Source organism: Pseudochrobactrum albidum, from assembly GCF_051851455.1.
Lineage (GTDB): Bacteria > Pseudomonadota > Alphaproteobacteria > Rhizobiales > Rhizobiaceae > Pseudochrobactrum.
Genome location: NZ_JBPVTR010000012.1, coordinates 1 through 13,486, shown reverse-complemented (window position 1 = coordinate 13,486; position 13,486 = coordinate 1). Strand labels below are relative to the sequence as shown.

Sequence of the window (13,486 nt, the reverse complement as noted above, 5' to 3'; positions counted from 1 at the left end):
TTTGTAAAATTTGAATTCCCTTCACAATTTAATTGTTGGTAAAATTAATTAAATCGATTTTTACCCTGTTTGAGGCCACAAATACGCCATATCGGCGAGTTCATTCAAAAAAATTGATGGGCAAAGCCTAGACGCGTGTGAGAAAAATAATCACAACCAAAGTAAATTAAGCTATGCACACAGCGGTGTGATTCGTGATCGGGCGGCTTGTGTATTATATAGGCGCTGTTACGCATCAGGATGCCGGCTACGGCTGGTTGTCTTGTCAAAGTGGCAGCATATGTATTGAGCATGAGGTATCTGGAGGAGCATTGGGATCTTATGCGTGAGCTGACAGCCGGACCACGGACCTTGCTCAAGCGCCTTCGTGCCCTGATGGCAGAGGCGCTTGAACCGCAGGAACGCCTTGACCGTATTGTGCGCGAAATTGCACAGAATATGGTGGCGGAGGTCTGTTCTTTCTATGTGCTGCGTTCAGATGAGGTTCTTGAGCTTTATGCGACCGAAGGGTTGAACCCGCAGGCCGTGCATCTGGCACAATTGCGGCTGGGGCAGGGGCTTGTCGGCACAATTGCCGCCACGGCGCGCCCGCTTAATCTGACAGATGCACAGAGCCATCCTGCTTTTACCTATTTGCCGGAAACCGGTGAAGAAATTTACAATTCTTTTCTTGGCGTGCCGGTGTTGCGCGCGGGGCGCACAATGGGGGTTCTGGTGGTGCAGAACCGCACCAAGCGGGCTTATCGTGAGGATGAGCTGGAAGCCCTGGAAACAACAGCCATGGTGCTGGCTGAGATGGTGGCGGCGGGCAATCTCACCCGTCTTGCGCGTCCGGGCGTGGAGCTGACCAATGGCCGCTCGGTCAGTTTTAATGGTCTGGCCTATAATGATGGTGTGGGGCTTGGCCATGTGGTGCTGCATGAACCGCGCATTGTGGTAACCAATCTTTTTAATGAAGATATTGCCCATGAAACTGCCCGCCTTGATGAGGCTATGGGCTCGCTGCGCCTGTCGATTGACGATATGTTATCGCGCCGTGATGTGGCGATGGAAGGCGAGCACCGCGATGTGCTTGAGGCCTACCGGATGTTTGCCCATGACCGTGGCTGGATGCGCCGGCTGGAAGAGGCTATCCGCAACGGGCTGACGGCGGAAGCCGCAGTTGAAAAAGTGCAAAGCGATACGCGCGCGCGGATGATGCATTTGAGCGATCCTTATATGCGTGAGCGGTTGAGTGATTTTGATGATCTGGCCAATCGTCTGATGCGGCAACTGATGGGCTATGATCCCAAAACGACCGCAGAAATGATGGCAAAGGATTCCATTATTGTTGCCCGCTCAATGGGGGCAGCCGAGCTTCTGGATTATCCGCGTGAGCGGGTGCGCGGGCTGGTGCTGGAAGATGGCGCAACCACAAGCCATGTGGTGATTGTGGCGCGCGCAATGGGTATTCCGGTTGTTGGCCAGGCCAAGGGCGTGGTGGCATTGGCGGAAAACGGCGATGCAATCATCATTGACGGTGAGGATGGCCGCGTGCACCTGCGCCCGCAAAATGATGTGGAAACCGCCTATGCGGAGAAAGTGCGTTTTCGTGCCAAGCGGCAGGCACTCTATCGTAAATTACGCGATGTGCCTTCGGTAACCAAAGACGGCCAGCCGGTGGCATTGCTGATGAATGGCGGCTTGATTGTTGATTTGCCGCAGCTTGCAGAATCCGGTGCGGCGGGGGTTGGCCTGTTTCGTACTGAGCTGCAATTTATGGTGGCGTCTACTTTTCCGCGTTCCGGCCAGCAGGAAAAACTCTATCGCGCTGTGCTGGAGGCTGCCGGTGACAAGCCGGTTACATTCCGCACGCTGGATATTGGCGGCGATAAGGTTTTGCCGTATTTTCGTGCAAATGCCCATGAAGAAAATCCGGCAATGGGCTGGCGGGCCATTCGTCTGGCGCTTGACCGTCCGGGGCTGATGCGCACGCAGCTGCGTGCCCTGCTCAAGGCTGCAGGCGGGCGGGAATTGCGGATTATGCTGCCAATGGTGACAGAAGTTGCGGAAATCAGGGCTACCCGGGAGATTATTGAACGGGAAGTCAATTATCTGACCCGCTTTGATCATGCATTGCCAAGCAGCCTGAAGGTCGGCGCGATGATTGAAGTGCCCTCATTATTATGGCAGCTTGATGAGCTGATGACGGAAGTGGATTTTGCCTCGGTCGGCTCTAATGATCTGTTTCAGTTTATTATGGCGGTTGATCGCGGCAATGCGCAGATTGCTGATCGTTTTGACCAGTTATCACCAGCATTTTTGCGGGTTTTGCAGCAGATTGCTGAAGTCGGGCGGCGCCATGGCAAGCCGGTTACCCTATGCGGGGAAATGGCAGGAAAACCGCTGACAGCCATGATGCTGATCGGCCTTGGCTTCCGGTCTATTTCCATGTCGGCGGCGGCAATCGGACCGGTTAAAAATATGCTGCTTTCGCTCGATGCTGCAGCATTACATAAAATGCTGGGGGAGCTCGTGCATCGCCCTGATGCCGGCGGATCAATCCGCGAAAGTCTGATCCGCTTTGCCAATGAGCAGCAAATTCCTTTGTAAGGACAAAGGCACTTCGTGTAAATTTTGCAAGCAAATGTTTCCGTTTGCTTGCAAAATGCTTTATGGAAGCGGCCGGAAGCATGACAAACAAAATTTCAGGGATACCGGATGGTTGCACTGCCGCAAGACAGAATAGATCAGTTATTAAAGCGTTTTGTTATGATTGAAGCGCAGATGGCTGATAATCCTGCACCTGAAGCCTATGTGAAACTGGCCTCGGAATATTCAGAGCTGGAAGAAGTGGCGCTGAAAATACGCGAATACCAGAAAGCCAGGCAGGAATTGCAGGAACTGACTGTGATGCGTGACGATACCGGCAATGATGCTGAAATGCGCGCATTGGCCGAGATGGAAATTCCGGATATGGAAGCTGCAATCGCAGCCCTTGAAAATGAAATTCAGATTTTGCTTTTGCCAAAAGATGCGGCAGATGAAAAAAACGCCATTCTGGAAATTCGTGCCGGTACAGGCGGATCGGAAGCCGCTTTGTTTGGCGGGGATCTGTTTCGCATGTATGAGCGTTATGCTGCGGATAAAGGCTGGCGCGTGGAAGTGGTTTCAGCCAGTGAAGGCGATGCAGGGGGCTATAAGGAAATTATAGCCACAATTTCCGGCAGGGGTGTTTTCTCCAGACTGAAATTTGAGTCCGGTGTGCATCGTGTGCAGCGTGTGCCCGAAACAGAAGGCAGCGGGCGCATACATACATCTGCCGCCACAGTTGCCGTCTTGCCGGAGGCGGAGGACATTGACATTGAAATCCGTAATGAAGATATCCGTATTGACACAATGCGGGCATCGGGTGCCGGTGGGCAGCATGTGAATACAACGGATTCGGCTGTGCGTATTACCCATATACCAACCGGTATCATGGTGGTGCAGGCAGAAAAATCCCAGCATCAAAACCGCGCAAGGGCAATGCAGATCTTGCGGGCACGTTTGTATGATATGGAGCGTCAGCGCGCTGAAAGCGAGCGTTCGCAAGCGCGGCGCAGCCAGGTTGGCTCCGGTGATCGCTCGGAACGTATCCGCACGTATAATTTTCCGCAGGGGCGGGTTACGGATCATCGGATCAATCTCACGCTTTATAAGCTGGATCGTGTGATGATGGGCGAGCTTGATGAATTGATTGATGCGCTGATTTCTGATCATCAGACTGCATTGCTGGCAGAATTGGGCGGCAATTGATCATATTATGACAGCTAAGGATATAATTCCCGGTCAGCTCGGCGCATTTTTAACCCATATGCGGCTGCAATTACGCAAGGGTGATATAGAAAGCGCGGATATTGATGCGCGTTTATTATTGCAGCATTTCAGCGGTTGTTCGTTGACTGATTTGGTGGTGCGCGCGGATATGGTGCTGGAGCCGCAGGTGCGGGAGAACCTTCTTGCAGCCCTGCAGCGGCGGCTTGGCGGTGAGCCGGTGCACCGGATTATCGGTGAACGGTCTTTTTATGGTCTGACTTTTACCCTGAATGCCGATACGCTGGAACCGCGGCCTGATACGGAGACACTTGTTGATATGGTGCTGCCGTTTTTACGTGCCCGTTCTGAAGAGCAGGGTTTTGCCGATCTTCTGGATATGGGAACGGGCACCGGTGCGCTGGCGGTGAGCTTGTTGCATGAAGTGCCGCTTGCACGCGCTGTTGCGGTGGATATTGCCGATGGTGCATTGCAGGCAGCGCGCATTAATGCTGCACGCGCCGGTGTATCGGCAAGATTTGCGGCACTTCAAAGTGACTGGTTTGCATCAGTGCGCGGAAAATATGATTTGATTGTTTCGAATCCGCCTTACATTCCGGCTAAAGAAATTGCTACCCTGCACAGGCAGGTGAAAGATTTTGACCCGTATATTGCGCTGGATGGCGGGGCAGATGGTTTGAATTTTTATCGTTCGCTGGCACAAAATTGTACAGCCATGTTGCGGGATGGTGGTATGGTAGCGGTTGAAATCGGCGCCGGACAGGCCTATGATGTGGAAATGATATTTGCACAATCTGCATTTCGTCTGACCGCAAGCGCCGAAGATCTTGCCGGGCATATTCGCGCACTTGGTTTTCAACATTGACATTAATGTTTAATACGGTGAAAAAAGACTTGGAATTTGTTGCAAACACGGCTAGTTTCCCGGCACCGCTGTTATGTTGCTTGTTGTTAAGGCAAGTGAAAGGTGCAGTAACTCCGGACTCATGCATAGCCCTGACTTTAAACCGGTGGTGATTTAAAGCGTTATGCAGCGGTACATCGGACAGGTTTGTCAGCCTGAAATTATGTGTCTGAAGCGATCTGAATATAAATACCGGTCCGGTGATGCGGAATTATATTGCGATGCAGACATTGTATTCAGCGAGGTGTCCGGTGGTTTTTAATCGGTCTCCTTTATGGAGTTGCTGACACGGCAGCACACAACTTTAGTAAAATTATAAGCTGAAAGTGCGGGGCGCACTTTTTGTCATTGTAGTTATGAAATTAGCCGGTTTGAGCCGGGTGATTTCTTCGCCCCTAATCTGAAAAGAGATAAGTATGAGGCCAGGACAGCAGAACAGGCGCATGCGCGGACGGGGAAATAACAACCGCAAGGGCCCTAATCCTCTTTCCCGTAACTATGAAAGTAACGGACCTGATGTAAAAATCAGGGGCAATGCGCAGCATATAGCCGAAAAATATATGACACTCGCCCGTGATGCCCAGGCTTCCGGCGACCGGGTTATTGCAGAAAATTATCTGCAACATGCTGAGCATTATAATCGTATCATTCTGGCCGCACAGGCTCAAAATGTTGTGCCGGTGCAGCGCGATGATGCATTTGACGATGACTTTGATGATGAGGATACGCAGGAACAGGGTGTTTCTGCGCAATCCCATCAGGTCTCTCATACGGAAGTGTATGATGGCAGCGGGCCGCAGCCTGTGATTGAAGGCACGCCGGCTGAAGTGATGTATGGCGAGGAAAATAACCGCGCCGCCAGTCGCAGCCCGCGCCAGCAGAATAACCGGCAAAACCGTATGCAGCGGCAACGCCGGCATCAGCGCCCTGATTATGCAGCCGAGCAAAGCCCTGATTCTGTGCCGGCACCGGCGTTGCAGCCAGCAGAACAGCCGGTTGTTGCTGATGATGAGGCTGTATCTGCACCGGTAATGGCTGATGCGCAGGCTGAAACCGCAGCACCGGTTGTGCGCCGGCGCAGCCGTGCCGCAGCGGCAGAAAATGCGGATGCTGCGGATATGCCGGATAATGATGGTGAAGCATTGCCGGCTCCGCGCACCCGCCGCGTGCTGCGCCCGCGCCGCACAGCCCGTGCTGCCAAGGCGGAAGTCAGCGAGCAGGATCAGGATACGGCTCTGGCTGAAACAGAATAAGCCTGATGTGATTTCAATTCTCAAAAACCGGCGGTTTTCGCCGGTTTTTTTATGCGCACATTCTTTGGCAACACTGTTTAAAATAAAAACGGTAATGTGCATTGATAAGAAAAATCTCTTATCAATATATCAGGCTGCGGGCATGCCGGAACATTTTTATTGTTTCTTTTCCGCCCCTTGCAGAGGTGCGGGCGCTGCCCCATATCCATGATAACAACAGCCGCAGAATATGTCACAAAACAGAAGACCGGCTATGGTGTTCGGTTATTCCCTGCTCCTGCATTTCTCGGATGTGTTAAAATGACTTCTGCCTGTAAGGGGGAGTCGTCACCACAGATCTGCCGGTGCCTGTTTAAAGGGCCGGCAGCGAAAAGGAGACAAGATGAATATTGAAAAATACAGTGATCGCGTACAGGGTTTTATTCAGTCTGCGCAAGGTTTTGCCTTAAATTCCGATAATCAGCAATTCATGCCTGAACATCTGCTCAAGGTTTTGGTGGATGATGAGGAAGGGCTTGCGTCAGGTTTGATTGAGCGAGCCGGCGGCCGTATTGCCGATGTAAAACTCGGGTTGCAGACAGCACTTGCCAAATTGCCGAAAGTGACCGGCGGTAACGGCCAGCTTTATCTGGCGCAGCCGCTGGCAAAAATTCTGACAACGGCAGAGGAACTGGCAAAAAAAGCCGGTGACAGCTATGTTACGGTTGAGCGTCTGCTCACGGCTTTTGCCATGGAAAAAAGCGCAAAAACCTATGAAATCCTGACAAATGCAGGCGTGACAGCCAAGGCACTTAATGAGGTGATTAATCAGATGCGCAAGGGCAGAACCGCAGACAGTGCTTCAGCGGAAGCAAATTTTGAAGCACTTAAAAAATATGCCCGCGACCTGACAGAAGATGCGCGCTCCGGCAAGCTTGATCCGGTGATTGGCCGTGATGATGAAATCCGCCGCACTATTCAGGTTTTGTCGCGCCGCACAAAAAACAATCCGGTGCTGATTGGTGAGCCGGGCGTGGGTAAAACCGCGATTGCTGAGGGGCTGGCACTGCGTATTGTGAATGGTGACGTACCTGAATCGCTGAAAGACAAACGCCTGATGGCGCTGGATATGGGGGCGCTGATTGCCGGTGCCAAATATCGCGGTGAATTTGAAGAGCGGCTTAAAGCCGTGCTCAATGAGGTGCAGGCTGCGGCTGGTGAGATCATTCTCTTTATTGATGAGATGCATACGCTTGTTGGTGCGGGTAAATCGGATGGCGCAATGGATGCCTCCAATCTGCTCAAGCCGGCGCTGGCACGTGGCGAGTTGCATTGTGTGGGCGCTACAACGCTGGAAGAATATCGCAAATATGTGGAAAAGGACGCAGCACTTGCCCGCCGTTTCCAGCCGGTATTTGTTGATGAGCCGACGGTTGAGGATACAATTTCGATCCTGCGCGGTTTGAAAGAAAAATATGAACAGCATCATAAGGTGCGTATTTCTGACTCGGCGCTGGTTTCGGCTGCAACTTTGTCCAATCGCTATATTACCGATCGTTTTCTGCCGGATAAGGCCATTGACCTTGTGGATGAGGCGGCAGCGCGTTTGCGCATGCAGGTGGATTCCAAACCGGAAGAGCTGGATGAGATTGACCGTCGCGTCATGCAGTTAAAGATTGAGCGGGAAGCCTTGAAACTGGAGACGGATTCGGCCTCAAAAGACCGGTTGCAGCGACTGGAAAAAGAGCTGACAAATCTGGAAGAGGAATCGGCTGAACTGACGGCAAAATGGCAGGCTGAAAAGCAGAAGCTTGGTTTTGCCGCTGATCTGAAAAAGCAGCTTGAAGATGCACGCAATGCTCTGGCTATTGCCCAGCGCAATGGTGAGTTCCAAAAGGCCGGTGAACTGGCTTATGGCACCATTCCGCAACTGGAAAAACAGCTGAATGAGGCGGAAGCACAGGAAAATACCGGCTCTATACTGGAAGAAACGGTTGCTGCCGATCATGTGGCGCAGGTCATTTCACGCTGGACGGGTATTCCGGTTGACCGGATGCTGGAAGGTGAGCGGGAAAAATTGCTGCGTATGGAAGATGAGCTTGGCAAACGCGTGATTGGCCAGGGGGAGGCGGTGCAGGCTGTATCGCGTGCCGTTCGCCGCGCGCGCGCCGGTTTGCAGGATCCTAACCGCCCCATAGGGTCATTTATCTTCCTTGGCCCGACAGGTGTGGGTAAAACGGAGCTGACCAAGGCTTTGGCGTCATTCCTGTTCTCGGATGAGACGGCCATGGTGCGGATTGATATGTCCGAATTCATGGAGAAACACTCAGTTGCCCGTCTGATCGGCGCACCTCCGGGCTATGTCGGCTATGAGGAGGGCGGTGTGCTGACCGAGGCTGTGCGCCGGCGTCCTTATCAGGTGATCTTGTTTGACGAAATTGAAAAAGCGCATCCTGATGTGTTCAACGTCTTGCTGCAGGTGCTGGATGACGGGCGTTTGACAGATGGTCAGGGGCGAACGGTGGATTTTCGCAATACGCTGATTATCATGACGTCAAATCTGGGTGCGGAATATCTGGTATCGCTGAATGAGGATCAGGATGTGGACAGTGTTCGTGACGATGTGATGAATGTTGTGCGTGCATCATTCCGTCCGGAATTTCTCAACCGTGTGGATGAGATTATTCTGTTCCATCGCCTGCATCGCTCGGAAATGGGTGCAATTGTTGATATTCAGCTGGCCAGACTGCAAAACCTGCTCAGTGATCGCAAGATCACGCTGGCAATTGAGGACGATGCCCGCAACTGGCTGGCTGATAAAGGCTATGACCCCGCTTATGGGGCACGCCCGCTCAAGCGTGTCATTCAAAAGCAGGTGCAGGATCCGCTGGCTGAGAAAATTCTTGGCGGTGAAATTCTGGATGGTTCTGTGGTTGATATTGCATCCGGTTCTGATCGCCTGATCTTCCGCGCAAAAAAATAATATCATTCTGCAAGATGCTATAAGCTTTTGTCATCCTGACAGAGAAAAAACAAAAAGGCGGCGCTGCCCTGATGCAGCGCCGTTTTATTTTCAGATCACAGGAAAAATACCTGTCGCTGATAAGATTATTCATTTGTAGTTAAGTTATTAACCATAAAAATGGCCTGATCAGCGGCTAGATGTGAAAAGAAGCCGGTGACAGGCCGGCCAGAATCGCCGGTACGCGTATTTTAAAATTTTAAAAATACCGACCTTTTCAAATTTGCGCGGCTTTATGGCAGGGAATGTGCTGATGACCTGCATAATGGCGCGAATAATAGCGAAGCCGTATTATCACAGATAATATGTGGCATAAGAGTGGGTAGAGCATGCAGAAGAAACGGGGAATTGTACAAAGACTGTTCGCCAACCTGTCACGGACAGCACTGTCCGGTTTGGCGCTGACATCGGGTTTTGTTGCAATCTTTCCTTTAATCAGCAGTGCGGGGGCGCAGGAGCGTCCGGTATTTATGGCTCAGCTTTATGATCCGGGTGAAGAAATTTATCAGGATGATAAGGTTCGGGTTTATATTGACCCCAATGGCCGTCAGGTAACAATGGATCGCCATGGTAAAATTGTGCGGATTCAGGAGCAACCGGGTGGTTACCGGCCGCGGTCTTATCCGCAAAATGATTATCAGGCTCCGGCTAATAATGATAACTGGACGCTGAATGGCCCTGTTGATGGTGGCGCGCCTTATGACGGTTTTGCCAATGTGCCGGATGATGCGGGGCCGGATTATTTTCCGGCTCCGCCGTCTTCAGGCCGCGCTGTGCGAAATGCCGGCGTTGAGCGCCTGCCTTTGCCGCAGGCCAGCACATCCGCCGCGCTTGATCAGAGTGATTTCAGCCCCGCCATTGAAGATCCCTATGGAAACTATCCGCAAAATTCTTCGGCATTGCCGCAGGCCGGAACACCAACACCATCGGTTACTATGCCAAAAGGACAGGGCGCCAAGGCAAAAATTGCTGCCTATCAGATATTGCTGGACCGTGCCGGCACATCTCCCGGTGTGATTGATGGCAGGGCAGGCAGTAATGTTGATAAGGCAATTGCTGCCTATTTTGAGGCAACCGGCAAGAGCCTTAACCCTTCTGATGAGGCGCAGATCAATGCCGAGCTTGAGGCAACGGGCGGGCCGGCTTTTACTGAATATACAATCACGAATGAGGATGTGGGGCGTTTTTATCTGGCGGCAGTGCCAAATGATTATAGTGAAAAGGCAAAATTGCCGGAAATGGCCTATGTCTCACCGCGGGAAATGCTGGCGGAAAAATTTCATATTGATGAAAATTATCTGCAGGAGATCAATCCCGGCATCAGTTTTCGCCAGCCGGGAGAGATTATCCGCGTGCCTAATCTTGGTAAACATAAACGAGCAAAAGTTGCCAGAATCATCGCCGATAAAGGCCGCAAGCAAGTGCGCGGATATGATGAAAATGGCAGGCTGGTGGTTGCCTATCCGTCAACAATCGGCTCTGCGGATAATCCGTCCCCATCCGGCATTGTGACGGTTGAGCGCATCGCTGTTAATCCCAATTATACCTATAATCCGAAGATTAATTTCAAACAGGGTAATAATGACAAGGTGCTGATTGTGCCGCCCGGGCCGAACGGCCCTGTGGGAACGGTATGGATTGCACTTTCCAAACCGACTTACGGTATCCATGGTACACCTGATCCGTCCCGCATTGGTAAAACAAGCAGCCATGGTTGTATCCGTCTGGCAAATTGGGATGCGGAGGAGCTCGCCAAACTTGTTAAACCCGGCGTTACGGTGGAATTTACGGATTAAGAGGAAGACCTTTGTAAGCGGGTTTTCTTTATTGCCATCAAGGGTATAGCTGCGAAATGCCGGAGCACTTCAGTTTGTTTATGGAAACTGAAGTGCTCTGATTTTTATTTTCACGCACTTATATCATACGTAAAACCGCTTCACATTTACGGCTTGCAAGTCTTTTGTTTCAGCCTTTGGCCTGAGCGCTATTGGCCACTTTTGTGGGGGTATCGTCTTTGCCATCAAGCAGTTGGTCAATACGCTTGCGCTCTTTCATGAAAACTTCCAGCTGTTTGCCGCTCAAGGACTGGCTTTGCGGCATGCGGATACGCATCGGATCAACCTTTGCGCCATTGACGATCACTTCATAATGCAGATGCGGCCCTGTTGACAGGCCGGTAGAGCCAACATAGCCAATAATCTGCCCCTGCCGCACTTTTGCACCGGGTATAATGCCAGGGGCAATCGCATTTTGGTGGTTATAACTTGTTTGATAGCCATTGCCGTGGCGAATAATGGTTTGTTTTCCGTAACCATTTGCCCAGCCTGCTTTTTCCACAACACCATTACCGGCAGCCAGAATCGGAGAACCGCGCGGCGCGCGCCAGTCAACACCGGTATGCATACGCACATAGCCGAGGATCGGATGGCGGCGGCTGCCGAATGGTGAGCCGAATACGGCATTAGGCACCGGTTTTCTCAAAAGAAATTGCTGGGCGCTGCGCCCGTTCTCGTCATAGAATTCAACACCGCCATCAGGGGGCTGATAACGGTAGAATTTTCGTGTGGTGCCGCTCATATGGGCACTCACATACAGCAATTGCGATTCTTCATTGGCATTGTCTGAATTTTCAGGCAGTGAGAAAAAAGCCTCAATCGTATCGGAGCGGCTGATCTTGGATTGCAGATCCACATCACTTGCCAGCATTTTAATGAGCTGGCGCACCATGTCATTGGTCATCCCATAAGCAAGGGCAGCCTTATAAACCGCGTCATAAACAGATGGCAATTCACCGCGCAGAGTCGGCGGCGGCGCATTGTCATCAAAGGCTGTCTGCAGAAGCGGGGTCATTTCCGGCTCATCGGAAGGCACATATTGTTTATGGTCATCAAGAGCGACAGTTACAATATGTGTGGTGCCACTATAGAGCGTAACACGGACAATATGATCTTCCTGTCCCGAGGACATAACACCCACACGCAGCACACTGCCAGCCTTGAGACGCGGAGAATTCATCAGCTTGGCAAGGGCTTCCGCAATATTATCTGCGTCCTCCCCCTCATAACCGCTTTTATTCAATGCATCGATGATTTTGGCATCAGTACGGAACGGAATAATATCTTCTGAGAAGCCGCTATTGGCTTCGCCGTCACCCAAACGGTTGCTGATACTGACATTTTCCTGCGTAATACGCACACCAAGCGGCGGTGTCAGGGTGAAGGATGAATCACTGTTACCAAAGCGTAATGGATCAACATAATGCAGTGAAGCAATCTGCACATCACCATCGGTCAGAAGCTGGCCGGTACTGCGAACGACCTTTTCCACCTCATCACTGGTCAGATCCGAAGCAGAGTCGTAATTGTCGGCTGTTACAGGAAAATCAATTGTGCGCAGGCTGATTTCGCTTTCCACCTTGGCGCCATAGATCTGGCCTGTGCTCGCACTTTGTACCGGCTCTTTTGTGCCGCCGGAAAATACGGCCATAGCATCAAAAGGCGGATATTGACGGCTTGTGGGATGATCGGCAGCAAGCGCCATACGCACATACTCAAAAGGTTTGGTGCGGATAACTTCGCGCTCACCAATTTTTTGCATGGTGGAAACATCCATGCGGCGGCGGTCACGGCTTTTTTGTTTGGTAGCCGTTGCAACAACACGGCTTCCCTTTACGCTGTCTTGCGTATCGTTTTTTTGCGGCAGGGTATCTTTATCGGCAAGTTCCGGCGGGGTGGCCAGTTGTTGGCGCCCGTCAAGAGCTGCAAAAAGTGCAACGCCAATCAATAAGGATGCGGTGATTCCTGTAAGAAAAGTGCCGGCCAGCCATCGCGCCGAAATCTCCCGCCTGTCGGGCGGTCCGCGGCGTCCATCGGTAATGAGTGGTGGCTCATCACCCGGATCGCTGGGGGGCGTCACGATCTGCTGATTCATACCGCAGGCTACCATTCCTTAGCATGTGTTTATCCGCTGCCGGCAAATGATGAAAATCCGGCGCGGATTGTTCTTTCGTCTCAGGTAAGGTTTAAAGTTTTGCCTGCCCGTACGCACCAAGTCAATGAGCTGGCAGCAAACAAATGTATTTTGTGTAAAATCATTCCGTGATTATTCAGTCAAGTTCAGGGTGTCTGTATACGACTCGTATTGTCACTCAAGCCCTCATTGCTAATTCCGGAATGGGGCGTGTTTGTGGTTGCAGGCTTAAATTTTACAAAAATAAGGAAAATTATTCCTGCTACAGCTGCAGATTCGCGGAAGACGAGCTCCCGATTCTTTGTATCTGAATAAATTGAGAGCCCAAATGCGGGGCTCAGGATAAACTTATGCACAGGCCCGATGCTTTTCAGGCGGATAAAATCGGGAAGAACCCCACAATTTCAGTGTGTTTCAAAAAATTTTGTCATAAAATATGGATAAATGGTATTTTTGAGTGTTGACAGTTTTGTTTATGGGGGTCTATATAGCGCCACAACGAGGGCGGCCTTGCTGCTAGCGGCAGGGAGTTTCGCCTCTGCGATTGGTTGATTTAAGTTTTGG

Annotated in this window: 7 protein-coding genes; 6 read left to right on the top strand and 1 reads right to left on the bottom strand. The window is 51.4% G+C overall.

From position 1 onward, the window contains the following. Nucleotides 1-321 precede the first annotated feature (321 nt). The 6 genes from ptsP to ACSTTO_RS00705 all read left to right on the top strand — a co-directional run bounded on the left by ptsP (nt 322) and on the right by ACSTTO_RS00705 (nt 10,749). Complete coding sequence (gene ptsP / locus ACSTTO_RS00730) at nt 322-2,592, top strand: phosphoenolpyruvate--protein phosphotransferase (protein WP_439271208.1); 2,271 nt, start codon at nt 322-324, stop codon at nt 2,590-2,592. Between the two features lie 108 nt (nt 2,593-2,700). Beyond that, nucleotides 2,701-3,777, top strand: a complete 1,077-nt coding sequence (gene prfA / locus ACSTTO_RS00725; RefSeq protein WP_439271189.1) for a peptide chain release factor 1 — start codon at nt 2,701-2,703, stop codon at nt 3,775-3,777. 7 nt (nt 3,778-3,784) lie between these two features. Then, nucleotides 3,785-4,660, top strand: coding sequence for a peptide chain release factor N(5)-glutamine methyltransferase (gene prmC / locus ACSTTO_RS00720; RefSeq protein WP_439271188.1), 876 nt, complete (start codon nt 3,785-3,787; stop codon nt 4,658-4,660). Nucleotides 4,661-5,115: 455 nt separating this feature from the next. After that, on the top strand, nt 5,116-5,952 hold the full coding sequence (locus ACSTTO_RS00715) for a DUF4167 domain-containing protein (protein ID WP_439271187.1): 837 nt from the start codon (nt 5,116-5,118) through the stop codon (nt 5,950-5,952). A gap of 382 nt (nt 5,953-6,334) precedes the next feature. Continuing rightward, complete coding sequence (gene clpB, locus ACSTTO_RS00710) at nt 6,335-8,914, top strand: ATP-dependent chaperone ClpB (RefSeq protein ID WP_439271186.1); 2,580 nt, start codon at nt 6,335-6,337, stop codon at nt 8,912-8,914. Between the two features lie 368 nt (nt 8,915-9,282). Further along, the gene (locus tag ACSTTO_RS00705; protein WP_439271185.1) at nt 9,283-10,749 is read left to right on the top strand and encodes a L,D-transpeptidase; all 1,467 of its coding nucleotides are present in this window, start codon (nt 9,283-9,285) and stop codon (nt 10,747-10,749) included. A gap of 169 nt (nt 10,750-10,918) precedes the next feature. On the opposite strand, the gene ACSTTO_RS00700 is transcribed toward ACSTTO_RS00705, so the two are convergent. After that, entirely contained in the window at nt 10,919-12,883 is a 1,965-nt protein-coding gene (locus ACSTTO_RS00700; protein WP_439271184.1) for a M23 family metallopeptidase, read from the bottom strand. Nucleotides 12,884-13,486: the final 603 nt, after the last annotated feature.

What these genes read in the sequence shown, in the direction of transcription:
- ACSTTO_RS00705 (WP_439271185.1), top strand. Translation starts at nt 9,283, where the DNA reads ATGCAGAAGAAACGGGGAATTGTACAAAGACTGTTCGCCAACCTGTCA.
- clpB (WP_439271186.1), top strand. Translation starts at nt 6,335, where the DNA reads ATGAATATTGAAAAATACAGTGATCGCGTACAGGGTTTTATTCAGTCT.
- prfA (WP_439271189.1), top strand. Translation starts at nt 2,701, where the DNA reads ATGGTTGCACTGCCGCAAGACAGAATAGATCAGTTATTAAAGCGTTTT.
- ACSTTO_RS00700 (WP_439271184.1), bottom strand. Translation starts at nt 12,883, where the DNA reads ATGAATCAGCAGATCGTGACGCCCCCCAGCGATCCGGGTGATGAGCCA.
- ptsP (WP_439271208.1), top strand. Translation starts at nt 322, where the DNA reads ATGCGTGAGCTGACAGCCGGACCACGGACCTTGCTCAAGCGCCTTCGT.
- prmC (WP_439271188.1), top strand. Translation starts at nt 3,785, where the DNA reads ATGACAGCTAAGGATATAATTCCCGGTCAGCTCGGCGCATTTTTAACC.
- ACSTTO_RS00715 (WP_439271187.1), top strand. Translation starts at nt 5,116, where the DNA reads ATGAGGCCAGGACAGCAGAACAGGCGCATGCGCGGACGGGGAAATAAC.